This window comes from Oceanospirillum linum (assembly GCF_001995095.2).
In the GTDB taxonomy this organism is placed as follows: domain Bacteria; phylum Pseudomonadota; class Gammaproteobacteria; order Pseudomonadales; family Halomonadaceae; genus Oceanospirillum; species Oceanospirillum linum.
The window spans coordinates 224,052-247,680 of record NZ_MTSD02000001.1 but is presented as its reverse complement, the minus strand read 5'-3'; the positions used below and the strand labels follow the sequence as shown (position 1 = coordinate 247,680).

Annotated in this window: 24 protein-coding genes; 10 read left to right on the top strand and 14 right to left on the bottom strand. The window is 50.6% G+C overall.

Annotated elements, in window-relative coordinates; genetic code table 11:
* Positions 1-107: 107 nt before the first annotated feature.
* The 5 genes from BTA35_RS01205 to BTA35_RS17875 form a co-directional block, all read right to left on the bottom strand.
* The gene (locus tag BTA35_RS01205; protein WP_077242603.1) at positions 108-1,316 is read right to left on the bottom strand and encodes a multidrug effflux MFS transporter; all 1,209 of its coding nucleotides are present in this window, start codon (positions 1,314-1,316) and stop codon (positions 108-110) included.
* Positions 1,317-1,358: 42 nt separating this feature from the next.
* The gene (locus tag BTA35_RS01200) at positions 1,359-2,792 is read right to left on the bottom strand and encodes an aldehyde dehydrogenase family protein (RefSeq protein WP_077242602.1); all 1,434 of its coding nucleotides are present in this window, start codon (positions 2,790-2,792) and stop codon (positions 1,359-1,361) included.
* 120 nt (positions 2,793-2,912) lie between these two features.
* The gene (locus BTA35_RS01195; protein ID WP_077242601.1) at positions 2,913-3,428 is read right to left on the bottom strand and encodes a GlcG/HbpS family heme-binding protein; all 516 of its coding nucleotides are present in this window, start codon (positions 3,426-3,428) and stop codon (positions 2,913-2,915) included.
* Between the two features lie 219 nt (positions 3,429-3,647).
* On the bottom strand, positions 3,648-4,169 hold the full coding sequence (gene hpaR, locus BTA35_RS01190; RefSeq protein WP_238377457.1) for a homoprotocatechuate degradation operon regulator HpaR: 522 nt from the start codon (positions 4,167-4,169) through the stop codon (positions 3,648-3,650).
* Positions 4,159-4,335 carry a hypothetical protein gene (locus BTA35_RS17875; RefSeq protein WP_160054876.1) on the bottom strand — a complete coding sequence of 59 codons (177 nt, stop codon included), beginning with the start codon at positions 4,333-4,335 and terminating at the stop codon, positions 4,159-4,161. The genes hpaR and BTA35_RS17875 overlap by 11 nt, the downstream gene beginning before the upstream one ends.
* A gap of 159 nt (positions 4,336-4,494) precedes the next feature.
* Between BTA35_RS17875 and BTA35_RS01180 the strand changes: the two genes are divergently transcribed.
* Complete coding sequence (locus BTA35_RS01180) at positions 4,495-5,112, top strand: Fic/DOC family protein (protein WP_077243339.1); 618 nt, start codon at positions 4,495-4,497, stop codon at positions 5,110-5,112.
* Here BTA35_RS01180 and BTA35_RS17870 read toward each other — a convergent pair.
* The 6 genes from BTA35_RS17870 to BTA35_RS01155 all read right to left on the bottom strand — a co-directional run bounded on the left by BTA35_RS17870 (position 5,109) and on the right by BTA35_RS01155 (position 9,661).
* Positions 5,109-5,270: a hypothetical protein gene (locus BTA35_RS17870; protein WP_160054873.1), complete on the bottom strand. Its 162-nt coding sequence runs from the start codon at positions 5,268-5,270 to the stop codon at positions 5,109-5,111. The genes BTA35_RS01180 and BTA35_RS17870 overlap by 4 nt on opposite strands.
* 32 nt (positions 5,271-5,302) lie before the next feature.
* A complete protein-coding gene (hpaA, locus tag BTA35_RS01175; RefSeq protein ID WP_077242599.1) occupies positions 5,303-6,220 on the bottom strand; it encodes a 4-hydroxyphenylacetate catabolism regulatory protein HpaA in 918 nt (305 codons plus the stop codon).
* A 36-nt stretch (positions 6,221-6,256) separates the two neighbouring features.
* Entirely contained in the window at positions 6,257-7,066 is an 810-nt protein-coding gene (hpaI, locus tag BTA35_RS01170) for a 4-hydroxy-2-oxoheptanedioate aldolase (RefSeq protein WP_077242598.1), read from the bottom strand.
* Positions 7,067-7,206: 140 nt separating this feature from the next.
* Positions 7,207-8,010 carry a 2-oxo-hept-4-ene-1,7-dioate hydratase gene (gene hpaH, locus BTA35_RS01165; RefSeq protein ID WP_077242597.1) on the bottom strand — a complete coding sequence of 268 codons (804 nt, stop codon included), beginning with the start codon at positions 8,008-8,010 and terminating at the stop codon, positions 7,207-7,209.
* Between the two features lie 106 nt (positions 8,011-8,116).
* Positions 8,117-8,881: a fumarylacetoacetate hydrolase family protein gene (locus tag BTA35_RS01160; RefSeq protein ID WP_077242596.1), complete on the bottom strand. Its 765-nt coding sequence runs from the start codon at positions 8,879-8,881 to the stop codon at positions 8,117-8,119.
* 12 nt (positions 8,882-8,893) lie between these two features.
* Entirely contained in the window at positions 8,894-9,661 is a 768-nt protein-coding gene (locus BTA35_RS01155) for a fumarylacetoacetate hydrolase family protein (protein WP_077242595.1), read from the bottom strand.
* 413 nt (positions 9,662-10,074) lie between these two features.
* Between BTA35_RS01155 and hpaE the strand changes: the two genes are divergently transcribed.
* The 7 genes from hpaE (at position 10,075) to BTA35_RS01120 (ending at position 17,471) form a co-directional block, all read left to right on the top strand.
* A complete protein-coding gene (gene hpaE / locus BTA35_RS01150; RefSeq protein WP_077242594.1) occupies positions 10,075-11,538 on the top strand; it encodes a 5-carboxymethyl-2-hydroxymuconate semialdehyde dehydrogenase in 1,464 nt (487 codons plus the stop codon).
* A 91-nt stretch (positions 11,539-11,629) separates the two neighbouring features.
* A complete protein-coding gene (locus BTA35_RS01145) occupies positions 11,630-12,016 on the top strand; it encodes a 5-carboxymethyl-2-hydroxymuconate Delta-isomerase (protein WP_077242593.1) in 387 nt (128 codons plus the stop codon).
* Between the two features lie 438 nt (positions 12,017-12,454).
* Positions 12,455-13,501, top strand: a complete 1,047-nt coding sequence (locus tag BTA35_RS01140; RefSeq protein WP_077242592.1) for a TRAP transporter substrate-binding protein — start codon at positions 12,455-12,457, stop codon at positions 13,499-13,501.
* A gap of 12 nt (positions 13,502-13,513) precedes the next feature.
* Complete coding sequence (locus tag BTA35_RS01135; protein ID WP_077242591.1) at positions 13,514-14,038, top strand: TRAP transporter small permease; 525 nt, start codon at positions 13,514-13,516, stop codon at positions 14,036-14,038.
* A 120-nt stretch (positions 14,039-14,158) separates the two neighbouring features.
* Positions 14,159-15,487 carry a TRAP transporter large permease gene (locus tag BTA35_RS01130; RefSeq protein ID WP_077242590.1) on the top strand — a complete coding sequence of 443 codons (1,329 nt, stop codon included), beginning with the start codon at positions 14,159-14,161 and terminating at the stop codon, positions 15,485-15,487.
* 91 nt (positions 15,488-15,578) lie between these two features.
* A complete protein-coding gene (locus BTA35_RS01125; protein WP_077242589.1) occupies positions 15,579-16,052 on the top strand; it encodes a universal stress protein in 474 nt (157 codons plus the stop codon).
* A 186-nt stretch (positions 16,053-16,238) separates the two neighbouring features.
* On the top strand, positions 16,239-17,471 hold the full coding sequence (locus BTA35_RS01120; RefSeq protein WP_160054870.1) for a multidrug effflux MFS transporter: 1,233 nt from the start codon (positions 16,239-16,241) through the stop codon (positions 17,469-17,471).
* Positions 17,472-17,499: 28 nt separating this feature from the next.
* Here BTA35_RS01120 and BTA35_RS01115 read toward each other — a convergent pair whose 3' ends face one another.
* Positions 17,500-18,411: a LysR family transcriptional regulator gene (locus BTA35_RS01115; RefSeq protein ID WP_077242587.1), complete on the bottom strand. Its 912-nt coding sequence runs from the start codon at positions 18,409-18,411 to the stop codon at positions 17,500-17,502.
* Positions 18,412-18,667: 256 nt separating this feature from the next.
* Here BTA35_RS01115 and BTA35_RS01110 point away from each other — a divergent pair, with 256 nt between their 5' ends.
* Entirely contained in the window at positions 18,668-19,102 is a 435-nt protein-coding gene (locus BTA35_RS01110; protein ID WP_077242586.1) for an acyl-CoA thioesterase, read from the top strand.
* Between the two features lie 86 nt (positions 19,103-19,188).
* On the opposite strand, the gene BTA35_RS01105 is transcribed toward BTA35_RS01110, so the two are convergent.
* Positions 19,189-20,181, bottom strand: coding sequence for a SapC family protein (locus BTA35_RS01105; protein WP_160054867.1), 993 nt, complete (start codon positions 20,179-20,181; stop codon positions 19,189-19,191).
* 433 nt (positions 20,182-20,614) lie between these two features.
* Between BTA35_RS01105 and BTA35_RS01100 the strand changes: the two genes are divergently transcribed.
* Positions 20,615-22,858 carry a transporter substrate-binding domain-containing diguanylate cyclase gene (locus tag BTA35_RS01100; protein ID WP_077242584.1) on the top strand — a complete coding sequence of 748 codons (2,244 nt, stop codon included), beginning with the start codon at positions 20,615-20,617 and terminating at the stop codon, positions 22,856-22,858.
* Here the strand turns inward: BTA35_RS01100 and BTA35_RS01095 are convergent.
* Complete coding sequence (locus tag BTA35_RS01095) at positions 22,827-23,525, bottom strand: cupin domain-containing protein (protein WP_077242583.1); 699 nt, start codon at positions 23,523-23,525, stop codon at positions 22,827-22,829. The genes BTA35_RS01100 and BTA35_RS01095 overlap by 32 nt on opposite strands.
* Between the last annotated feature and the right edge of the window lie 104 nt (positions 23,526-23,629).

Here is a 23,629-nt window from a genome sequence, read left to right as displayed (position 1 = left end):
TCCTCTTTGGGGTTACCGGACATCAGCTGTAGGGCGATGCCATTAAAAAGTGTATATCAGGTTGTTGGGTTTATCTGTTAAGGCGTGTCAGGTCATTGGGTGGCACACTAAGCATGTGTGGCTTTAGCGGATCTCCTGTGCCATGAGTAGCTATGGCAGATAATGGCGAGAACCGGCGCAGCCAAAATGCTGCTCATCAGCACCACTAACCCCTGCTGCATCAGCCAGGGGGTGATCTGAGCCATCAGGCCACCGGTCAGCAACTGAATAAAACCCATCAGGCCCGAGGCGGTGCCTGCAGAACCTGAGGCGCAGGCTATCGCACCGGACTGGGCGTTGGGCTGGCTGAAGCCACGGCCAAAGGTTACCAAGGCCATGGGTAAGAACAGGGTGAACATACTGAGCTTCGCTTCAAGGGCGAACAGCAGCAGTAGCCCCGCTCCAAATAGTGACAGGCTATTGCCCAGCATCACCATACGGTCGATATTCAGCCATTTGGCCAGGCGGGTAGAGAGAAAACTGCCCGCCATAAAAGCAAGGGATACCGCCAGAAACCAGCTGCCAAACTGGGCTGAGTTCCCGCCAAACAGATCGATCACAATATACGGAGAGCTACCCACAAACATATAAAATGCGGTGGCGATAAAGGTGGTGGAGAGGGCGTAACCCAGATACTCCGATGAGGTCAGCACGTTGCCGTATTGGCCCAGAACACGACCTAATCGCAGGTTATCGCTTTTCTGTTCACAGGTTTCCGGTAGCCATTTGAAGGTGGCGGCCATCACGACGCTGCCAATCACAATGGGGAGCAGGAGTGTCGCATTCCAGCCGTACCAGAGGTTGAGAAAGCCCCCCAGTGTTGGCGCAATGGACTGAGCAATGGCAATCGCCATCACCATATAGCCCATCTTTCCGGCGGCACCCTGTCGGCCATAGAGATCGACAATCACGGTGCGGGCCAGCGACATCGCGGTACTGCCACCCAGTGCCTGCAGCACACGACCGGCCACGAGAAAACTAATATCCTGGGCGACCGCCGCCAGAGCACTGCCGATTATATGCAGGGCAAGACCCCAGAGGAGAACCGGGCGACGACCAAAAAAATCAGCCAAAGGGCCGGAGATCAGCTGACCCACCGCCAGCATCAGCAGATAACTGGTGAAGGTCAGCTGGATGGTGTTGATATCAACACCCAGAGAGCGGGCAGCATCCGGCATCGCTGGCACAAACAGGTTCAGTGCCAGTGGACTGGTCAGCGCCATGGCTGACAGCAGTGTCATCAGTGAAGATGACGGATGAATGGATGCTGTTTTCATTAAAGGCTCTCTTTATCGCGTTATCGGGCTGAGCAGATCGGCTTAAGGGTTTGGATTCCGCAGCACCATCAGGCGAATCTCGGTCATATCCTCGATGGCATAGCGGATACCTTCGCGGCCGATACCGGAATCTTTCACACCACCGTAGGGCATATGATCCACACGCCATGAAGGTACGTCGCCGATCACGACACCACCGACTTCCAGCTCATCCCAGGCCTTTTGCGCTTTGTAGATATCTTTGGTGAAAATACCCGCCTGCAATCCAAAGTCAGAGTTGTTGACCTCTTTCAGCGCTTCATCGTAGTCGCTGAATTTAGACAGAATCGCCACCGGGCCGAAGGCTTCCTGACAGCTGACATCCATCTCCGGGGAGACCTCTTCCAACAGGGTGGCTTCCAGCATGGCACCGTCACAGTTACCACCGGCCAGCACCTTAGCACCGCCTGCTTTCGCGGCTTCAACCCAGCCGTGCAGACGGGCGGCTTCTTTCTCGGAGATCATCGGGCCGATAAAGGTGTTCTCATCCGCCGGGTCACCGTGAATCAGCTCACCAACAGCCTTGATCAGGCGCGTGCGGGCTTCATCGTACAGGCTCTCATGCACCAGGATGCGCTGAACGGAGATGCAGCTCTGACCGGATTGGTAGTACGCACCAAATACGATACGGGCGACGGCATCTTCAAGGTCGGTGCCCTCATCGACGATACAGGCCGCGTTGCCGCCCAGCTCCAGTACCACGGGCTTCTTACCGGCTTTGGCTTTCAGCTGCCAGCCAACCTCCGGAGAGCCGGTAAAGCTCAGCAGCTTCAGGCGGTCGTCAGTAGTGAACAGATCGGCACCATCACGGTGACAGGGCAGAATCGAGAATGCACCTTTGGGCAGATCGGTTTCCGCCAGTACTTCACCGATAATCAGAGCACCAATGGGCGTCAGGGAGGCGGGCTTGAGTACAAAAGGGCAACCCGCTGCAATGGCCGGAGCGACCTTGTGCGCCGCCAGATTCAGGGGAAAGTTAAAGGGGGAAATAAACGAGCACGGGCCGATGGGAACGCGCTTCCACTGGCCACTGTAGCCGTTGGCACGGGGGCTGATATCCATCGGGATCACTTCACCGTAGATCCGGGTGGCTTCTTCGGCGGCGATTTTAAAGGTGTCGATCAGGCGGGTCACTTCGCCACGGGCATCTTTGATCGGTTTACCCGCTTCGATACACAGAGCCTGAGCCAGTTCTTCAAAGCGTTCCTGAAAACGTTTTACACAGTATTCCAGAATTTGCTGGCGCTTAAAGGCGGGTAACTTGCGCATCGGCTCAGCCGCAGCATTAGCCGCAGCAATCGCCTGGTCAATGGCGTTGACATCGGCCATGGCAACATGGGTTGTCACTTCACCGGTGTATTTGTTGGTGACGGACAGATCCTGGTTCGGGGAAACCGGTTCGTTGGCCAGATAGTAGGGGTAGCTTTTCTGCAGCATTGCTGGACTCCATAGTCGTCGTTTTTGTTTTTACTTTTTTTAATGTCGTTTTATTTTTACTAGCGATACGGGTGTTCATTGGCCCCGTTGTTCAGAGCCCCATTATTCATTTGGGCCGGATCATGGACTGTATGAGTTGTTGATACCTAACGCTGCAATGGCCGCTTCTGCGCACGCTATATCCTGATGAACAGCGCCACCGGAGACCCCGACAGCACCTGCGAGCAAACTCGAAGCGGTCAGGGAACCTGTGCTGTCGGAGTCATAACCTGTGTCGGATGCAGGGGTTAGTGCGGTGGTTGCCGGAACATTTACCGGCACGCCGCCACCGAGCATAGTGAATCTGTCCCGCTGCCCAAGGGCCTGCTGTACTTTAGGCTGCTCTGCGAGGCGCTGATCCCATTCATGGGTGGCGCGATTAAAACTAACGGCGGTGTAGGCTTTGTCTTCTGCCAGAGATGCAGACAACAAAGGCGCACCGTTCATACGAATACTGGCTAATGGGATGCCCTGGGGGCCCACAACAGAAATACAGACCCTAATGCCCAGTTGTTCTGCTTTTCGTTTGGCGGCCTGAAGCATGACCAAAGCGGAATCAGTACTTAGCTCGTGCAGTGTTTGAAGGGATAGGGTCATCGTTATATTCCGGTTGTCACTTTGCCCGAGACAGGCAGGTCTTAGGGTTGCTATTGAATTAAAGTTAATATGTTAAGTAAAAATATAGATAACATGTTAACTATTGTCAACGCGCAGTATCGGCTTTAGGGGCGTTTTTCTTGCGTCAGATCAGGGTTTATAAGCGTGGCTTTTCTAAGACAGGTTATAGAGCCCCCTGTCTATACAGATTTATGCTGCTTATGGCTCAAGATGAATAATTTCACTGAGCAGTTCATTCAGCTGTTGGAGTTTTTCTTTTGAGATCTGATTGGTCAGGTCACCATAGCGGCCTTCAAGGCGCGGGCTGAGTTCTTTGAACAGTTGTTTGGCCTGATCCGTGAGGCTGATAAGTACACGGCGCTGATCCTCGGTGGATTTCCGGCGTTTAAGGTGCCCCTGGCTTTCCAGCCGGTTGATGATGCCGGTCAGGCTGGGGCTGAGAATACAGCACAGCTCTGCCAGTTGTTTGGATTCCAGCTCTTCATATTCATTCAGGGCACGGATCACGCGCCACTGTTGTTCTGTTAGCCCGGCTTCCTGAAGAATCGGGCGGAAGAAAGCCATCGTGGATTCACGGGCCTTCAGCAGTTTCAGCGGGATAGAGTCATTAAATTTACGCATCTGATCAAATTTCCGTTGCAGGCTTTTAGCCTGATCAGCCTGCTGCTCCAGAGTCCCGGATGCAGCGGCGGTGTCATATTTTTTTGCTTCAGCGAACACCCTTGGCCTCCATGATAAAGAGGATTCCGGTGGCAAAGAGCAGCATGATAATGGAGTAGGGCATATTGTCCCGAAGCATGGCTCGATTGGAAACCTTAAATTGATGATGAGTGATGATATTTACGCCGCTGAACAGTGAGCCGGACATCGCCAGTGATACGCCCATCATGTTTGTTAAGGGGGATGGTTACCATGGTCAGATTAATATCTCGTTAACATATTAAGTATATGGTAAGTCTAACCGATTTTTTGCGGAATGTAAGCGGACAATCTAAGCAAATAGCTTATCCTTAAGGACAGATGCTGCAGGATGGAGGCCGCTAAGATGAAGTACAGTATAGGATCATCAGAAGGTGATTTAGAGTCTGAAACAGTGGTTGTACTGAAGAATCGTCTTGGTATCACAGATATTAATGAGATGAACTTGGTTGAGGAGGAGATGCTGCATAAGCTTTATGAGTCGATATTTTCCCCTGAATTTCAGCTGTCATCTTTATCTGTTTCGGACATACGCAGATGGCATTACCGATGGCTTAATCCTATCTATGAATGGGGGGGAGAGCTGCGAACCGTGAATATGTCAAAAGGCGGCTTTTTGTTTGCCGGAGCTAAGTATATCTCTGTATTGCTCAATGATTTTGAAATGGATTTTCTTAGTCAATTCGAGAATTTAATGAAGTTAGATGAAAGCCAGCTGGTTTCTTTGTTGGCGAGAAGCCATGTTGAGTTCATTCTTCTGCATCCATTCAGAGAGGGTAATGGACGTATATCGAGATTGCTGATGGATGTTATGGCGGTTCAGGCGGGGTTCAGTGCATTGGACTATTCAATTTGGGATCAAAATAAGGACTTTTATTTTAAGTCTATTCAGGCAGGCGTTGCTGGAGACTATCAATATATTGAGCGTCTGGTCAGGGATATACTAGACGTTGTCAAATCTTAACGAGCCAGCTGAAGATCACTAAAACGGCTTTTCTTATTTCGTAGTCTGTTTTCGATCTGAGTGATCGATTCATTCGTTTCAATAGCGCTGGAGCTGGCAACTGCTCTTAATATGCGCTCTTTGCTGACAATTCTGGTCGGTGTTCTCTGTTTCATCATATATCTCCCATAACTCGTTTAAGTATAGCAGTCTAAGGGTACTTTGACTCGCTCTGTAACCTGAAGTCTTTCGGGGTCAGGCCGGTTTGCTTACGGAAGAAACGGGAGAAGTACGACGGATCGGTAAAGCCCAGTTCAAAACCGATATCGTTAATACTGAGGTTGGAGTAGCGCAGCATGCGCTTACTCTCCTGTAGCACGCGTTCATGGATCAGCTTTTTCGGGGGGCAGTTGGCGACCCGTTGACAGATATGATTCAGGCGGCTTTCAGAGACGCCTATGGTGGAGCAGTATTGGCTGAGGGACCAACGGTTGCGAAACTGTTGCTCCAGCAGTTCGGAAAAACGGCGGAACAGGCGCAGCTCTTCGCTGGCGACCATCTGGGTTTCGCTGTTTTCCGGAGCCAGACGCATGATCTGTAACAGCAGCAGGCGTACGATGCTCTCAAGGGCAAAGTTTTTGTCGCTATGCGCGCCCTGCCACTCATCCTGCAGAGCTTCAAAACTGTGTTCTAACCGATGCCAGAGGGTCAGCTGCTGATCATTCAGCTTGCGTTTTTCGATACAGATAGGGCGGATACGCTCGCTGTCCAGCTGCTTGTTCTGACTGTCACTGAGCAGATACCAGATCATCGACTGATGCACGGTCAGCACGTAACCGGTAATCCCCTTCTGGGTCATAAAGGAGTGGGGGATAGCCGGTGGGGTCAGAAAAACAGAGGCCCCTTCGCAGTTATAAACCGCTTCGTCGATATAGAAGTGGCTTTTGCCGCCATGAATAAAGTGGATCTGCAGAAACTGAGCATGCAGGTGCACCGGCATATCACGACCAAAGAAATCCGCCATGCGCCCCAGCACATCAAAGTGAATGGAGGCATCCGCAAAGTGCTGGTCATAATCCTGTCCGATGACAATGTTGGGAATCCACTCATCGTTATGGTTTACCGGCATGGCGTATCTGCTCTGATTAAGGTACGCAGAAAAGAATCAGTAAACTGAGCCCTTTTCAGCTTTTGGTGCTTCAATTCCGCTTTTAAATTTAGCTGCCAGATCATTGGATGACTTCATCAGCAGCCCGGTATCGGTGCCAACGCCAACGAACAGTGCACCCAGCTCAATATAGCGCTGTGCCAGAGCCTGATCGGCGATCAGAATACCCGGTGCTTTACCGGCGGCGACGATCTTGGCGATGCTCTCTTCGATCACTTTCTGTACTTCCGGGTGACCTGGATTACCAATATAGCCCATGGAGGCGCTCAGGTCGGATGGGCCGATAAAGACGCCATCGACACCTTCTGTTGCCAGAATGTCATCCAGATTTTCAACGCCTTTCGGGGTCTCGATCTGAATCAGTACGCAGATCTCATCGTTAGCGGTCTGCAGATACTGAGGCATACGGTTAAAGCCGGATGCGCGAGCCAGTGCGCTACCGACACCCCGAATGCCCTGGGGCGGATAACGGGTGGCAGACACGACTTCTGCCGCCTGTTCACCGGTTTCCACCATAGGCGCGAGAATAGTCTGTGCCCCTAAGTCCAGAATCTGTTTGATGCGCACGGCATCCGGCCATGGCGGACGAACAATCGGATGAGAGGGATAAGGGGCAATCGCCTGCAGCTGACCCAGAATGGTTTGCAGATCATTCGGCGCGTGTTCGGCATCGATCAGCAGCCAGTCGAACCCGGCACCGGCCAGCAGTTCCGCAGTATAGCTGTTGGCCAGACCCAGCCACAGGCCGATCTGAGCGGTATCACCCTGTTTCAGGGCTTGTTTAAAGGTATTCGTTGGCGCGGGCATTGCGTTCTCCTGAAGCGGATCGACCGGCTATGACGACAGGCATCGCTGTCGGGGTCGTTCTGAAAATCGGTAGGTTGGATAAGCGAAGCGCCATCCGACGCCTCTCTAACTACCTGTATTTGGCATTTCTCTGATTACTTCTATTTAAAGAAGCAGCTGATGCTTCCCAGTGGACCGTAATCCACCTGGAAGGTATCACCTTTGCGGGCAGCAACCGGACGAGTGAAAGAGCCACCCAGAATGATCTGCCCCGGTTCCAGTGTGATGCCGTAAGGGTGCAGGCGGTTTGCCAGCCAGGCAACGCCGTTTGCCGGGTGGTTCAGTACGCCCGCAGCAACGCCGGTTTCTTCGATGACACCGTTGCGATACATCATGGCGGATACCCAGCGCAGATCCATCTCAGAGGGTTTGATCGGACGACCACCCATAATAATGCCACCGTTGGCGGCGTTATCGGCGATGGTGTCGAACACTTTGCGCGGACGACCGGATTCCGGGTCGATGGACTGAGAACGGGCATCGATCAGTTCCAGTGCCGGAATCACGTAGTCGGTGGCGTTATAAACATCAAAAATCGTGCAGTTCGGGCCGGACAGGGGCGCTTTCAGGATAAACGCCAGTTCCACTTCGATACGGGGGACGATAAAGCGGTCGGTGGGGATATCACCGGCATCTTCAAACAACATGTCGTCCAGCAGGGTGCCGTAATCCGGCTCGTCGATCTGGGAGGACATCTGCATGGCGCGGGAGGTCAGACCGATCTTGTGACCGATCACTTTACGACCTTCTGCCAGTTTCAGTTTCAGCCATTCACTCTGAATTTTATAGGCATCGGGAATGGTGATCTCCGGGTGTTGCAGGGAGATCTGGCGGATCTGTTTGCGGTCTTTTTCCGCCTGATGCAGCTGGGCGGCGCAATCTTTAATAATCTCTTCGGAAAGCATCGTGATAATCCTTGTGCTGACCGCTGGCTGTTCCTGTTACAGATGTAGCCAGCGGTTTTTATTCTTATTGTTAGTGTCAGTATGGTTCTTTAACGGTGAGGCTTTTTTAGCCCAGGGTTTTCAGGTAGTCGCTTTCGCTGATGATGTGATTCACCAGTCGACCAACACCTTCAACTTCGGTGACGATCTCGTCACCGGGCTTCACATCCGCCAGACCTTCAGGTGTACCGGTGAAGATCATATCGCCGGGCTCCAGGGTCATGATGTTGCTCAGGTATTCCACCAGATAAGGAATGTTGAACACCAGATCCTTAGTGGAGCCTTCCTGTTTCAGTTCACCGTTGATATAGGTGCGCAGAGTCAGGTTGTGGGGATCAGCAACGTCATTTGCGTCAACGATATAAGGGCCAACCGGAGTACAGGTATCACGGCTTTTAACCCGCAGGTTAGGGCGGTAGTAGTTTTCCAGGTAATCCCGGATCGCGTAGTCGTTACCGACGGTGTAGCCGCCGATGTAATCCATCGCGTTTTCACGGGAAACGTTTTTCGCGGTTTTACCGATGATGGCGACCAGCTCACATTCGTAGTGCATGTAGTCTACGTTGTCCGGGCGATAGGTGTTTTTGTTGTGACCTAACAGGGTGTTTGGCGCTTTCAGGAACACCAGTGGCTCATCCGGTGCCTTGAAGGACAGCTCGGCGGCGTGATCGGCATAGTTGATCGCCAGAACGAAGATCTTGCCATCGCAAGGTGGCTGCCAGTCAGCATCGGCCTGAGCAATAACGGTGCCGTCGGCCAGAACAGCATCCAGATTGTCGTTAACGGTAACCTTGGTCAGTTCACCGTTTAAAAGAATACGTGCGCGTTTCATGATGAACTCCCCTTAACCCAGCTCTGCTTCGTTGATGTTCGACTCAATAACAACGCTGTTTTCCAGACGGCCGATAGAATCGATCTCGATGGCAACGGTATCACCGGCTTTCAGTGCCAGCTTCTCTGTACGCAGTGGCGTACCGGCGATAATCAGATCGCCTTCCTGCAGCGTCATAAAGCTGCTCAGGTAGCTGACGATTTTAGCCAGACCGTGAACCAGCTGGTCGGTGCTGGTGCTGTGAACCAGCTCATCATTAATAAAGGTGTTGATACCCAGTTTCTCAGGGTCGGAAATATCTTCTTTATTGACAACCCATGGGCCGATGGGGCAGAAACCATCACGGCATTTGGCTTTAACTGCCGGGCGGTAGAAAGAACCTTCTGCCAGAGACACTTCGTTGACGATGGTGTAACCGGCAACGTAATCCATGGCGTTCTCTTCAGAAACGCGGGTAGCCTGTTTGCCGATGACGATACCCAGAGATGGGCCTGCATAAATAGTGGTGCCATCTGCAGGTGCCGGGATCGCCGCGCCATAACCGATATGGGTGTTGGCTGTCTTAATATGCAGTACCGGAGTTTTCGGCGGATTTACGTGGGGCTTTTCGTTAAAAGCCTGCTCCATGCTGGCGCAAAGCTCTTTGTCGTTCAGCGCGATGCCAAACACGGTGCCTGTGGTTGCAGGCAGCCATTGCTGTGACGTCATGTCCTGCTTTTGATTTGGGTCGATAGCCAGCTCAGTTGCTACGCCATCCTTCAGGATTCGGCTGTGCCTCATGGCGAAATCTCCAGATTTTTTGGATTCTTGTTGGAATGTTCTGATGAGTTGTACATGTCTAGGTTGATTACTTTCTATGTTAACTAGTTTTGCTATTAAGGGCGGAATTGTCAATAACTTAATATGTTAATTAAATTGCAGGTTTTGCAGGACTCTTTCATCATTCAGGCCAGGTAGGGCTTTCAGGCTGTTTTTGTCATTTTTCCCTGAGATTAGACTAAAGTTAGCAGACAGATTTTAGTTTCATAGGCAACTTCTCAGTTGACAATTGTTAATATGTTAAATAAATTGGTTAATATGTTAAGTTGTTGTTGCTCGGAGGTTGGATCTGAACTTCGGAGAAAGACAGCAGGCTCAAATTTCAGTTAAAGCCCCGCAGGGCTTTAGTGCATATGGTAGGACGGAACAGAACAATGATTAAGAACCTGATTAACGGCAAGTGGGTAGAAAGCCCTGAAACCTTTGAAACCGTAAATCCAGCGACCGGAGAGGTTCTGGCTGAAGTCGCTCACGCAACCCCTGAGCAGGTTGCGGCAGCAACTCAGGCGGCAAAAGATGCATTCCCTGCCTGGGCGAATATGCCGATTGCCAAGCGTTCTAAAATTATCGAAAAACTGGGTGACCTGATCGGTGAGAATGTTGAGAAGATTGCTCAGCTGGAAACAGCGGATACGGGGCTGCCGATCTATCAGACTCAGAATGCTCTGATTCCACGTTCTTCCAATAACTTCTACTTCTTCGCTGAAAAATCCCGCCAGATGAACGGTCACACCTATCCGATGGATGACCAGATGCTGAACTACACCCTGTATCAGCCAACCGGTGTCTGTGCTCTGATCTCCCCATGGAATGTACCTTTTATGACCGGCACCTGGAAAACAGCACCGGCGCTGGCGCTGGGTAACACGGCGGTGATGAAACAGTCTGAGCTGTCTCCGCTGTCGACCGACTTCCTGGGTCATCTGGCGTTGGAGGCGGGTATTCCGGCTGGCGTATTTAACATCGTTCATGGTTTTGGTGGCACTACCGGTAACGCACTGATTACCGACCCTAACGTGAATGCGATCTCTTTCACCGGCGGAACGTCAACCGGTAAGCATATCATCGCGAACGCAGGCCTGAAGAAGTTCTCCATGGAACTGGGTGGTAAGTCTCCGGTGATCATCTTTGATGACTGCGACTACGAGCGCGCTCTGGATGCTGCAGTATTCGGTATCTTCTCTATCAACGGTGAGCGTTGTACTGCCGGTTCCCGTCTGTTTGTGCAGGAAGGTATCTACGACAAGTTCTGCGAAGCGTTCGCCGCTCGTGCTAACAAGATTAAGGTGGGTGATCCGACTGAGATGGACACCAAGGTTGGTTCTCTGATCAGTCAGGCCCATTGGGATAAGGTAACCGGTTATATCAAAACCGGCATCGAAGAGGGTGCAACCCTGATCGCCGGTGGTCCTGAGAAGCCGGTTGATGAGCTGCCGGATCATCTGAAAGGGGGGCACTTTGTTCGTCCGACCGCTTTCCGTGATGTCACCAACGATATGCGCATCGCCCGTGAGGAGATCTTTGGTCCTGTGGCGGTGATTATTCCGTTTAAAGATGAAGAAGATGTGGTTCGCATGGCGAACGACAATGACTATGGTCTGGCGTCTTACCTGTGGACTCAGGATGTGGGTAAGGTGCATCGCATCGCCAACCGCATTGAAGCGGGCATGATGTTTGTGAACAGCCAGAACGTGCGGGATCTGCGGACTCCGTTTGGCGGTGTTAAAGGATCAGGTACAGGCCGTGAAGGTGGCGATTACAGTTTCGAAGTTTTCTGTGAGCCAAAGAATGTCTGTATCAGTATGGGGTCACACCATATTCCTAAATGGGGTGTGTAATTTTTTTATCCGGTAGGCAGGGTGCACCAGGTGTGCTCTCTGTCTGTAACGGGCGCTTCGGTTGAATCTGAAGCTGATATTGAGGTGATCTATGCCGCATTTTGTTGTGGAGTATTCTGACAATCTGCATGAGCAGTTGGATTTTCAGCCGCTGTTTAAAGCGCTGCATGAGTATGTGGTTTCAACCGGAGCCTTCCCGATTGGTGGCGTCCGTAGCCGTGCGATTCGTTGTTATGACTATCGGGTAGCGGATGGCCGGGAAGACTTTGCTTTTCTCAATCTTAGTCTGAAAATCGGTCATGGGCGGGATATGGCACTTAAACAGGAAGTTGCAGAAAGGGTGTTTGAGATTCTCTGTAACTGGATGACCCCTGTTACCGATAACGGCTACTGTCAGATCTCCTTTGAGATGACAGAGCTGGACCCTGTTCTTAAGTTTAACAAGAACAATATCCACCCGCTGTTTGCTGCCAAATAGGCGTTGGTGGCGATTAACTGCCCCGGATCTCTGGTATTAAATAGAGTTTATACTCGGTTTTTGAGGTTAAACAGATACATAAATTTTATTTAGGATTCTCTTTTGGTATCGTAAATAATGCTGTATCTTGGAAATCTGATCTGCGTCAGATTTTAAGCTTGGCAGCTTTGACCTGAGTTATTGATGGGGATAAGTAGCGCTGGTATGGCTCTTTATCCTGCAGGGGAAAGTGGTACAGGCATTGAATTTGATACAGAATCTTTTTGTCAGGGTTTTAAAGTGATTTAAAACCTGCCGGAGCAGGCAAAGATCTGTAATGGCTGACTGAGAATAAAAAACACTAACAACGATAAAGCGTGTGAACTATAACCAGCTTGACCCTACTGCACGGCCGGTTATAGGGCAAAACCTAAGCAGGAGACAACAACAATGACAATAATGAAGAAAACGTTTAAACAAGCACTGGTGGGTCTGACCCTGAGTGCTTCCGTACTGGCTTCTAATTCGGCTTTTTCTGAAACCATTCTGCGTGTGGGCACCTGGCTGCCACCAACGGCGGCTCAGAACTCAGTTGTTTGGCCTACCTGGGCTAAATGGGTTGAAGAAGCGACAGAAGGTCGTGTGAAAATTAAAATTGAACAGGGTTTAGGTCATCCTAAAACGATGTTCAATCTGGTTGAAGATGGTGTGATCGACGCTTCTTTCAGCTATCACGGTTATGTGCCGGGTCGCTTTAAACTACCACAAGCGGTTGAACAGCCTGGTCTGGGTGTTGGTGCAGAGGCTGCATCTGTTGCGCTTTGGAAAGTGTACGATAAGTACTTTAAGCAAGCCGGTGAGTTTGAAGGTCTGGAAGTTCTGGGTATGTTTACCCATGGGCCGGGTCTGATCCACTCCAAGGAGCCGATTAACGCTCTGGCGGACCTTAAGGGTAAGAAAATTCGCGTTGGCGGTGGTGTGCAGGGGGTTCTTGCTGAGCGCATGCATGTGACTCCGGTTGGTGCACCGGCGACTAAGGTCTATGAGATGCTGCAACAGGGCGTTATTGACGGTGTGTTCATTCCTATGGGTGAGCAGAAATCCCTGCGTCTGAGTGAGGTTACTGATTATGTGACCGTACTGCCGGGTGGTATGTACCTGGGTAGCTTCTCTATGTTTATTAATCCTGAGTTTATGGAAGATCTGTCTGAGAAAGACCGTCAGGCGATCCGCCGTGTATCCGGTTTGCGCTTGTCAGCCCTGGCTGGTAGTGCATGGGATGGTGCCGATCTGGATGGTTACAAAGCGGCTCAGGAAGCCGGTGTAAATGTAAAACGTATCTCTAAAAATGATGCGATGTACAAAGAGTTCGTAACCCTGACCAAAGGTATGGATCAGGTTTGGATCGACTCTGTTGAAGATCGTGACGTAGACGCGAAAGCGGCGCTGCAAGAGATGCGCAAAATTGCCCGTGATTACGAAGCTAATATGAAAAACGGTAACTGAGTGGAGTAGTGTATGTCTCTCGCAACGCTTCCTAAGTGGGTGGCAGAACACTACGAGGAAAAAGGGCCGGTTATCTGGCTGGCCTTTTTTCTTGAGGCCTGTGCGGCGGTGGTTCTGTTTGCTTTAATGGCTCTGACTTGCATGGATGTGATCGGCCGATATTTTTTCGATAATGCAGTGGATGGTGCCGTAGAGCTTACAGAGATCGGCTTGGCGGTGATTGTTTTTGCCCAAATGCCGATAGTTACCTGGCGCGGTGGCCATGTTGTTGTTGATCTTCTGGACAGTTTCATCAGTCATAAGCTGATGCGTGTGCTGGGCTTGCTCTCTGCACTGCTGATGTCCGGCGGGCTTTACTTCCTGGCAGAGCGTATGTTCTACCTGGGCGAACGATCTATGCGTCGGGGGGTCGTTACGGAATATCTTGAGATCCCTGTGGGGTATATCGTGCAGTATATTGCGGTTATGAGTTATGCCACCGCAGCGCTGATGATTACCTATGGCGTGTATCGGATCATTCTCGAAACCCGCGACTAAATCGAAACCCGTGCTCAGCTGAGAGTTAACGCTCCATCGTCTGGTGCAGAAAAAGGCTTAGCCTGAATCTGTAGCGGGTTGGGCTGAGTTTGTCATCTGCGTTATTTCCGGATCAAGTTTATGACTGTAGCACTTATCGGCTTTGCTATTCTGCTGGCACTGATCGTGATCGTGCGAATCCCTATCGCGTTTGCGATGGGCTTCGTAGGATTCTTCGGCTTCGCCTACCTGCAGGGGCTGGGCTTTGACAACTTATTTGATTTCCGCTGGACCGGTGCCTTATCTATGGCCGCGAACCGTGTCATCGATACAGCACAGGAATATGGTCTGTCGGTTATCCCTTTATTTATCTTAATGGGCAACCTGGTAACCAAGTCAGGATTGTCTCAGGAGCTGTATCAGGCTTCCTACGCCTTTCTCGGACACCGTAAAGGTGGTCTGTCAATGGCTACCGTTGTGGCTTGTGGTGGCTTCTCTGCCATCTGTGGTTCGTCTCTGGCAACCTCAGCCACCATGGCGAAGGTGGCGATGCCACCTATGCGTAAGTTTGGCTATTCTGATTCTCTGGCCACGGCATCTATTGCCGCCGGTGGCACCCTGGGTATTCTGATTCCGCCCAGTGTTATTCTGGTGATTTATGGCCTGCTGACAGAGTCCAGTATCCGTGAGCTGTTCGCTGCGGGTTTTATTCCGGGGCTTCTGGGGATCATTCTTTATCTGGCGGCTGTGCGTTACACCGTATGGCGTAACCCTGAGGCGGGTCCTCCGGGTGAGAAGATGAGCTGGAGTGAGCGTTTCGCTGCACTGAAAGGCGTTTGGGGCGTGCTGGTGCTTTTTACCATCGTAATGGGTGGTATCTACCTGGGTGTCTTCACGCCGACGGAGGCTGCAGGTATCGGTGCAGGTGGTGCGTTTGTTATCGCGCTGGCCCGTCGCTCTCTGACCCTGGATTCTTTGTTCCATGCGATGACAGATACCGGTCGAACCACAGCGATGCTGTTTGGTGTTCTGATCGGTGCGCTGGTTTTTTCTGACTTTATTAATCGTGCCGGTTTGCCGGATGCTCTGCTGGATTTTGTGACGTCGCTGGATATTAGCCCGATGGGGGTTATTCTGGTTATTCTGGCGATCTACATTGTGCTGGGTATGGTGTTTGAAAGTCTTTCTATGATGCTGCTGACGGTGCCGATTTTCTATCCGCTGGTTCAGAGCCTGGGCTTTGATCTGGTCTGGTTCGGTATCGTGGTTGTGGTGGTGACGGAGATCAGTCTGATTACGCCGCCGGTGGGGATGAATGTCTTCGTGCTCAGTGCGGTGCTCCGGGATGTGAAACCGGGCACTATCTTTAAAGGGGTAACACCGTTCTGGATGGCGGATATTGTTCGCCTGGTGCTGATCACTTTTATTGCTCAGATCGCTCTGTTTCTGCCGGAACTTTTATACCGATAACAATCCCGAATATAGAAAAAAATAACAATGAATGAAAATTGCTCAGAACGGCTTTGTTCTGAGCAACTTCGGATAATAAGGAGGGTTTGCTATGCTGCCCGGAGTTAACCGTATTTTATATGCCTCGGATATTCGGCCCGGTTCCCGCCCAGCCTTTCGTGCGGCGATGAGCCTCTGCGGTCATTACAAATCTCAGATCACCTTTCTCCATGTGGTTGAGCCGGTAAGCGGTCATGCGGAGCGTCTTGTGCGCTCAATGATGAGTGATGATCCCAGTCTGAAGGCGCTGCATGATGAGAGTCTCCAGCATGTTCAGCAGCAGGTTGTCGAGCGTGTCGAGCGGTTTTGCCGTGAGGAACTTGATGCGTCAGAAATGCTGGCGGATGGCCAGTTGGAAGCCCGCGTTGAAGAAGGCTCACCCTGGAAAAAGATCCTTGAAGTGGCAGAGGAAATAGATGCGACTGTGATCGTTATGGGTGTTCGCCATCAGAATAGCTTGTTAGGGGATACACCGACAAAAGTGATGCATCACTGTCGTCGACCGATTCTGACGGTTCCTCTTTAAGCCCATTGAATCTCTGGGTTATCAGATTGTGTTCTTATCAGCGACTTTGTAAATTTCACGGCAGTACTCTTCATGCCGGTACTGTCTGTTGTCGCTGTTTTACAGAGCAGAGGTACTTCCTCTGCTCTGCTTTTTTTTGCTGATGATTTACTGCAGGGTGACCCCCTGAAGACCAGGACTGATTTTATGTCTGACAGAAAGCCCTCTTCTCCACCTGATCGGGTGGTTAGTACCTCCTCAATGAATGTCAAAGCCACGACCAGTCTGCTACTGATGCTCTCCGCTCTGACGGCGCTGGCACCTTTAGGTACCGATATCTATCTCTCTGCAATTCCTGCAATGGCCACTGATTTTGCGGTTGTGGTTCATAAGGTAGAGAGTTCGATCAGCTATTTTTTATTAGGCTTGAGTATCGGGCAACTACTGGGAGGCCCGCTCTCAGATCGCTTTGGCCGCCGGAAACTGGTGGTGAGTGGTTTAGGGATTTTTGCACTTTCAAGCCTGGGAATTCTGCTGTCTGACACGTTAACTGAGCTTTGGTTGCTACGCTTTTTTCAGGCGCTGGGTGGTGGCCTTGCCATGGTCAACAGCTCTGCCATTATCAGGGATCTCAGCTCTGGTAAAGCGGGTGCGGCAAACCTGATACGTGTGATGCAGGTGATGATGGTGGCACCTTTGGCGGCACCTGTTATCGGGATGCTTATTTTGCAGGTGAGCAGCTGGCACGCTATTTTCGCCTTTCTTCTGGTGTATGCCCTGGTACTGATGCTGCTGTTTTATCGCTATCTGCCGGAAACCAGTCCGATGAGGGCCGACGGGAATCTGTTGGCGAACTATTTTGCCGTGATGCGTGAACGCAGGGTATGGGGCTTTATTGTGTCAACCTGTGCAGCCTATGCCGGGCTGTTAGGGTTTATTACCGCATCCCCCGGTGTTCTGATGGGGTATTTTGGCTTAACAGAAACGATCTATCCCTTTGTTTTTGGCTTTAATGTTGCGTCGATGCTACTGATGAGCCGGGTCAACTTGCGCCTGCTGAGCCGTTTTGAACCCCGTCAGCTGATTGCACTGGGGCAGGGTGTGCAGCTGGTGGCCAGTGGCCTGATGGTGGCCTATATTCTGCTGGCAGATCAGCACTCACTTTATCTGCTGATTCCGATGACGATGTTGTTTATGGGTAGCCATAGTTTTGTGGTGGCTAACAGTATCTCCTGTACGACTGAGCTGTTTCCAGAGAGAGCCGGAACCGCCACCGCTCTCATCGCTGCATTGGGTTTTCTTGCCGGAGGCCTTTCCGGAGGGATTATTGGTTACTTTGCCGATGGAACGCCATTGCCGATGGTGCTGATGCTATTCAGCGCTTGTTTGCTGGGTGTGAGTATTCGCGTTATCAATAGTAAAACCCTTTCTTCGTCTTAAGAGACTTTATGGCAATCCAGTATGCTGATCAGCGGCTTCGGTCATAGATGGTGTCGTAGACAAATTGGCGAAACCATTGATGCAGTGGGTCATGATGCATTCTGGCATGCCAAAACATGGAGATCTCCATCGGAGGGATCTCAAACGGAGGCGGCAGTACTGAATATTTATCTTCAGAGACATAACGGCGCACAAACTTAGCCGGTAGCAGGATGATCATATCGGTGGTGGCAATAATCTCCAGTGCGGCAAAAAAATGGGGTACCCGAACACTGATATTGCGTTTATGGCGGTTGAATGCCAACAGATCATCAATACCACTGTTACCCGTTCCTGTGGGGCTGATCATAACGTGCTTGAGTTGAAGGTATTGATCCAGAGTGATTTTTTGCGCATATGGGTGGCTTTTGCGGACAACGGCTACAAAATGATCATGGGCCACAATGCGCTGGAAAATATCTGAAGGCGGGACAGTAGCCCCTCCGATAATCAGATCAACCCGGTTCTCCTCCAGCTCGGTCAACAGGTTAGAGCGCCAGTCCACAGCGGTCAGGCTGACACCGGGAGCAACCTCATTTAAAGCAGGAACCAACCTTGGCAGCAAACTATGGGTGCCGTAGTCGGTTGTTGCCAGGCGAATACTGCCTTTGTGAGTTGCAGGGTTGAATTTTTCCGGCAGCAGCAGTGCACTGGCATTTTCCAGTAGTGCGTTAAGCTGAGGCTGAAGCTTCTCTGCCCGGTTTGTCAGGGCCAGATGCTTCCCGGACTTGACCAGGAGTGGATCGTTAAACATCTCCCTGAGCTTTGCCAGTGTTCGACTGACAGCAGACTGCGTCAGATTCAGCTGATGGGCGGTCTGGGTGACATGCTTCTCATCCAGAAGTACTTTTAGGGTTACCAGTGCATTTAGGTCGATCTTTTTTAGGGTGCGTATATCCATGGCGCAGGCTCTTGTTCTTTCTTATTTTCTTACCGGCTTATCTATCCTGTGGCGTTAAATCATTTTGATGATTTAGAATCATGGTAAGAATTTGAATTATGAATTTAACTTATACTAAAGATCGGGTCACAATGCTGCAACTGCGATTAAAGTTAATAAGGTATCCGAGCCTGATACTATCGATATCAGTTTACTGCCTATGTCGGTTTACTGCCCGACCAGGGTTTGTGGTTGAGGTAGCGGAGGAGAGCTAAAAATGTCAGATGAAAATGTATTGTTCCGAAAGCAGATTGAAGTGCGCTGGGGTGACTGCGATGCCAACCAGCATATGCGTCACAGTGCTTATGCAGATTTCTGTGCTCATACCCGTGTCGGGTACATGATTAAAATCGGTATGACTCAGGAGTGGCTAAAGCAACAAGGGCTCGGCCCAGTGCTATTTAAGGAAGAAACAGAATATTTTCGTGAACTTTTTATGGGAGAAGTCGTTGAGGTCACTATTGAGCTCGGTGAGCCCACCGGTTCCGCAAAATCGGTTCAGCTGGTCAATAGTATCTACCGACAGAATGGTGATCTGGCGGCGCGCCATAAAGCTGTTTTTGGTTGGTTCTCGGTGGCGGAACGTAAGGTCGTTGAACTGCCGGATATTGTGAAACAGCACATGCTGAAGCAAAAGACAGCGGGTGTATGAGTGGTAGACGTAGTTTTGTAGATAGCCTTTAAATGCAAACAGCCCGACAGATGAGTGTCGGGCTGTTTGCATTGCTTGAGTGCAGGCTATTTGAGCCAGCTGGATAGTGTGGCAGGAGAGCGCTCCAGCCAGGTTGCCATCTCTTTCAGGCTACCAGCCGCTTTAGCTTCAGCAGCCAGCTGGTTGCGGGCCTGAGTTAGCAGGTCGTTACGTTTCCGGCTCTGAAGATCTTCACGGCTGACACCCAGTTGCTCACAGGTGTTATCGATGATCTTATCGATACCTTCAGCTCCGGCGGGTTGAGTGGCTGCTTTTTTAGCCTTTGTCTCCGCCTGTTTAGGCGCCGCTGCTTTCTTAGCTGAACTCTTTTCAGACGCTGCTTTTTTACGCGTCTTGTTTGCCGGTTTTTCTGTTGCCCCGGCATCTGACAGAACACCATTGATGGCCGGCAGTAGTGCCAGGCTTTTTAGGTGGCAGTCCAGCAGGTGAGCAACTTCCGGGCTGAGTTGTGAGCGCACATCATCGGACAGAGGCTCCTGCAAAACCAGGTAAGTTTCCTGGGGCAAGGTAACATTTTGTGCCACGGTGATTGGAGTCAGCAGATTGAAGCGAACCAGCTCCATCATACGTTGGCCGGTGGCCGAGAAAAAGCTTTGCGCTTTATCCAATCCCTTGATCACGTCATTCAGCTTACGGGTTGGCTTGCCCTTAGAGGTTAGCAGCTTCTGGCCTTTGCCCTGAAAATGCGGTGCCTGGGAGTAGTAGGCCAGCTTAATATCGCGCTGTTTCAGTATCCAGGTGAAAGGATAGTGCCGGAGCAATTCCGGTTGCTGCTTCAGGGTCCACTGACCATTCCTGATCAGGTGTTCGCCATCACAGGTTAATAGCGCAATAATCTCGATCGTACCGGTAAGGTTACGACGGAAAACCACAGGCAGGCTCTGAGACAGCTCTACGGCTTCTTTAATATGAACGGGTACTGAGGCCCATTGGCTGGCAAAACTCAGGTCAGGTTCTTCATGAAAGCGCAGATCATAATCATGATCCGGGGAAAACAAATCTACCGTTTGATTATTCATACTCATCATTTTTTTATTGTTTCAGCTCTTATCCTAAGAGTGAAAAGCCTTTATCTGTGGGATGGGCCACCTTTTGCTTGCAGCGTGCTTAATACTTTACTGCGGCCAAAAGGTTCGGCGTATCTTACCAGCCTTGGAAGGTGCTAACCAGTGGTCGGCCACATCGGTAAGTAATTGAATGTAAAATGCAATTGACGCCTTTATGCAGACTACGTCGCCGAAATACCTTATATATCGGGCAATGTCTGTAATTTTTTGCTTCAGACCTTGCCTGAAAGGCTACTCAGGGTTTCTGCTGTCGGGCCTGAAGGTTGCCAGCCTGAATAAGTTAACCCTGTCAGGTTTTGGAAATTTTTGACGAATCACTGTTTCTTCCTGATTAGGGTTGTATTACTGTGGGATACAAGCTGTAACATACAGAGGGGGAAAGGGAATGTTAAAGCCGTTATTGCGGGCATGCCCACAACGCTCAATAAAGAGTACTCTGTTTTTCTTTTTTTTAGCTCTGATGATGCTCTTTATAACCTCTGTCAGATCCGAGGCATCGGTACAGTTAGCGGCTAAAGAGCAGGCTTATCTTGATACTAAGCCCTACTTGTCGGTTCTGGCGCTGGATAGCTTTCCTCCGTTCAGTTATTCGGAAGACGGCGTTGTAAAAGGGTATACCGCTGACTATATGCGGGAGATGGGGCGACTGCTCCATAAAGAGATACGTTTTGTTAATGGTGTTCATTGGTTTGAAGCGTTAAGAATGCTCCGTGCCGGAGAGTTGGATATTATTCCTACTATCGTTGAAACCTCAGAACGAAGCACTTATATCGATTTCACTTCTTTTAAACATATTGAGTATATCAGCGCTGCAGTTTTTCACCGTGATCAGGCAGGAGCCCCTCTGGAAAAGCAGATTATTGCGGTGGCGAAAAATACTTTTCTGCATGGCTATCTGCAAGAGCACTACCCTCATGTTTTTCTTTTAGTCACGGCATCAACTGATGAAGCGGTTCTTGCGGTGGCAAATGGTCGTGCGGATATCGCCGTCAGTAGCTATCCGTCGCTGGATTTTTATATTCAGAAGCATTGGTTAAGCAATCTGATGACCGGTCAGGTTCCGGGTCTTGATCTGCCTCGTCAAACGTCGTTATCGATGGGGGTTCAGAAGGGTGATACCTTGCTGAACAGTATCCTGTCCAAAGGGGAGGCGGCAATGCCTCAAAGCTTTGTTTCCGGATTAAAAGAGCGTTGGATGAGCAGTGTACATCGTACGGACGATGCCGCAGGTCTGACGACTGAAGAGGTGCGTTTTTTACGTGCACACCCTGATCTGAAGCTCTGTATTGATCCTGACTGGATGCCATTAGAAGGACTGGAAGCGGGTCAGCATACTGGCATCGCCTCTGAGCTGATGGCGTTAGTGGCCGAGCAGCTTAATATACGTTTTACCCCTGTAGCGAGTGGTTCCTGGTCTGAAACCCTCCGGCAGGCACAGGCAGGGGAGTGTGATATTTTTCCTCTGATCATGAAAACTCCTGAACGGGAATCATTTCTGAGCTTTACCCGGCCCTTTGTCGAGTCCCCTCTGGTATTGGTTACGGGGATTAACGAAGCCTATCTGTCTAAGTTAGATGGCCTGAAGGGGGAGAAGATTGGTATCGTTAAAGGCTATGCTTTTAATCCTATGTTAAGTGAGCAGTACCCTGATCTTAATTTTGTGGAAGTGAACAATATTGAAGAGGGCTTGCTCAAGGTTCGTGAGGGTGAGCTTTTTGGTTATATCGACTCCCTGATCACAGCGGGTTACTTGGTACAGAAACATTATCTTGGCCAGCTGAAGATCAGTAGTGAGATCGATAGGTTTTGGCAGCTTTCAATCGGGGTACGTAACGAACTGAAACCACTGGATTCAATCTTGGATAAAGTGATGAGCCAGATTCCTCCATCCAGCCGACAGGAGGTTATCAATCGCTGGGTTTCTATCCGCTATGCAGCCCAGCATGACTGGCTGATAACTTTGGCGGGTATTTTTGCGACTGTTATGGTTCTGGGTGGTGTGATTATCTGGTATATACGCTTGAACCTGATGTTGAAAAAAGAGGTCCGGTTGAAAAACGAAGCTCAGCAGGCTGCTCTTAATCTGGCAAGAACCGATCAGCTGACCGGGCTTATGAATCGTCATGGAGCGGAACCTCTTATTGAGCAGGAGATGGCGCGTTGCCGCCGCTATCAGGTGCCTGTCTGCATGATGATTCTTGATATTGATTACTTTAAGCGAATCAATGATTCACTGGGCCATAAAACCGGGGATGATGTTCTGTGTTGGTTCGGTGCTGTTATGGCCGGTGTCACGCGGGAAACTGACCACTTGGTGCGCTGGGGGGGAGAAGAGTTTCTGGTATTGCTGCCGGATACAGAGCTGAGTGCCGCCGGAGAGTTGGCAGAGCGATACCGTCGGCTGATTGAAGAAGGGGCTGCCAAAGCGACCGTGGCTTTTACCGTGAGCATCGGGGTATCTCAGCTTGACCCGGAAGATAGGTTTTCTCACTGGTATCAGCGAACCGATCTGGCGCTTTATCAGGCGAAGAACTCCGGGCGCAACAGAGTTCATATTTTGGATAAGTATTCTGAGAAAGAGGTAACGGACGCTGCGTCTAACTCTCCGAAGGAAGATGCCCCACCTTAACCAGAATCAGAGTATCTTCATCGACGAAGGGGGTATGCTGACTCAGGTGCGGACTACGCAGCCAGCTGCCTGTCGGATATCTGGCATATTCATCTTGAAAGGTGCCGGATAACACCAGAATTTCCTCACCACCAAAATGCCGGTGGGGCTGGAAGCGTTCATCGGCAGGCCATTTCACCAAGGCGGTATGCTGACCTTCAAAGTCATGTAATGGCATCACCTGTAAACCACCTATACCGGGTTGCCAGGGCTGTTCCGTTGTTTTAATGCGTACCTGTTCAAGGTCGCCTGCATCAAACTGATTCAGCTTCACAAAAATCCTGCAGCCCTCTTTACTGAAAGGGGCATGGCGACTGCCCGGCGGGTTACGGAGATAACTGCCTGCAGGATAATCACCACTCTCATCGGAAAAGATGCCTTCCAGAACAAAAATCTCTTCACCCAGCGGATGCGGGTGCTCACTAAAGCTGGTGCCCGGCGCGTATTCGACAATACTGGTGGTATGACCTGCTTCACGCTGAGCCCGCTCCAACGGTTTGCGGCGCACACCTTTGGCAGGGCTGGGCAGCCAAGCCATCTCAGCGGTGTTAATGGCAAGGCGCTGGCTGAAATCCAGATTCAGGTTTTCGGGCAGGGCATCAGGGGCGGTAACGAGGTTTTCGGACATATCAGACCTGCTGTCAGTTCAATTAGCACAGGCTTATTATACGCAGGAATAGGGGAAAATGGATGTGGGGTGAATTGTATATATCCGATAGGCTGAAGTGTTAT

Coding starts and splice junctions, on each gene's coding strand:
- BTA35_RS01130 (WP_077242590.1), top strand. CDS start 14,159: ATGACTGTAGCACTTATCGGCTTTGCTATTCTGCTGGCACTGATCGTG.
- BTA35_RS01145 (WP_077242593.1), top strand. CDS start 11,630: ATGCCGCATTTTGTTGTGGAGTATTCTGACAATCTGCATGAGCAGTTG.
- hpaE (WP_077242594.1), top strand. CDS start 10,075: ATGATTAAGAACCTGATTAACGGCAAGTGGGTAGAAAGCCCTGAAACC.
- BTA35_RS01155 (WP_077242595.1), bottom strand. CDS start 9,661: ATGAGGCACAGCCGAATCCTGAAGGATGGCGTAGCAACTGAGCTGGCT.
- BTA35_RS01160 (WP_077242596.1), bottom strand. CDS start 8,881: ATGAAACGCGCACGTATTCTTTTAAACGGTGAACTGACCAAGGTTACC.
- BTA35_RS01195 (WP_077242601.1), bottom strand. CDS start 3,428: ATGACCCTATCCCTTCAAACACTGCACGAGCTAAGTACTGATTCCGCT.
- BTA35_RS01105 (WP_160054867.1), bottom strand. CDS start 20,181: ATGAATAATCAAACGGTAGATTTGTTTTCCCCGGATCATGATTATGAT.
- BTA35_RS01180 (WP_077243339.1), top strand. CDS start 4,495: ATGAAGTACAGTATAGGATCATCAGAAGGTGATTTAGAGTCTGAAACA.
- BTA35_RS01095 (WP_077242583.1), bottom strand. CDS start 23,525: ATGTCCGAAAACCTCGTTACCGCCCCTGATGCCCTGCCCGAAAACCTG.
- hpaI (WP_077242598.1), bottom strand. CDS start 7,066: ATGCCCGCGCCAACGAATACCTTTAAACAAGCCCTGAAACAGGGTGAT.
- BTA35_RS17870 (WP_160054873.1), bottom strand. CDS start 5,270: ATGATGAAACAGAGAACACCGACCAGAATTGTCAGCAAAGAGCGCATA.
- BTA35_RS01110 (WP_077242586.1), top strand. CDS start 18,668: ATGTCAGATGAAAATGTATTGTTCCGAAAGCAGATTGAAGTGCGCTGG.
- BTA35_RS17875 (WP_160054876.1), bottom strand. CDS start 4,335: ATGGGCGTATCACTGGCGATGTCCGGCTCACTGTTCAGCGGCGTAAAT.
- BTA35_RS01100 (WP_077242584.1), top strand. CDS start 20,615: ATGTTAAAGCCGTTATTGCGGGCATGCCCACAACGCTCAATAAAGAGT.
- BTA35_RS01200 (WP_077242602.1), bottom strand. CDS start 2,792: ATGCTGCAGAAAAGCTACCCCTACTATCTGGCCAACGAACCGGTTTCC.
- BTA35_RS01115 (WP_077242587.1), bottom strand. CDS start 18,411: ATGGATATACGCACCCTAAAAAAGATCGACCTAAATGCACTGGTAACC.
- BTA35_RS01125 (WP_077242589.1), top strand. CDS start 15,579: ATGCTGCCCGGAGTTAACCGTATTTTATATGCCTCGGATATTCGGCCC.
- hpaH (WP_077242597.1), bottom strand. CDS start 8,010: ATGCTTTCCGAAGAGATTATTAAAGATTGCGCCGCCCAGCTGCATCAG.
- BTA35_RS01205 (WP_077242603.1), bottom strand. CDS start 1,316: ATGAAAACAGCATCCATTCATCCGTCATCTTCACTGATGACACTGCTG.
- BTA35_RS01120 (WP_160054870.1), top strand. CDS start 16,239: ATGTCTGACAGAAAGCCCTCTTCTCCACCTGATCGGGTGGTTAGTACC.
- hpaA (WP_077242599.1), bottom strand. CDS start 6,220: ATGCCGGTAAACCATAACGATGAGTGGATTCCCAACATTGTCATCGGA.
- BTA35_RS01140 (WP_077242592.1), top strand. CDS start 12,455: ATGAAGAAAACGTTTAAACAAGCACTGGTGGGTCTGACCCTGAGTGCT.
- BTA35_RS01135 (WP_077242591.1), top strand. CDS start 13,514: ATGTCTCTCGCAACGCTTCCTAAGTGGGTGGCAGAACACTACGAGGAA.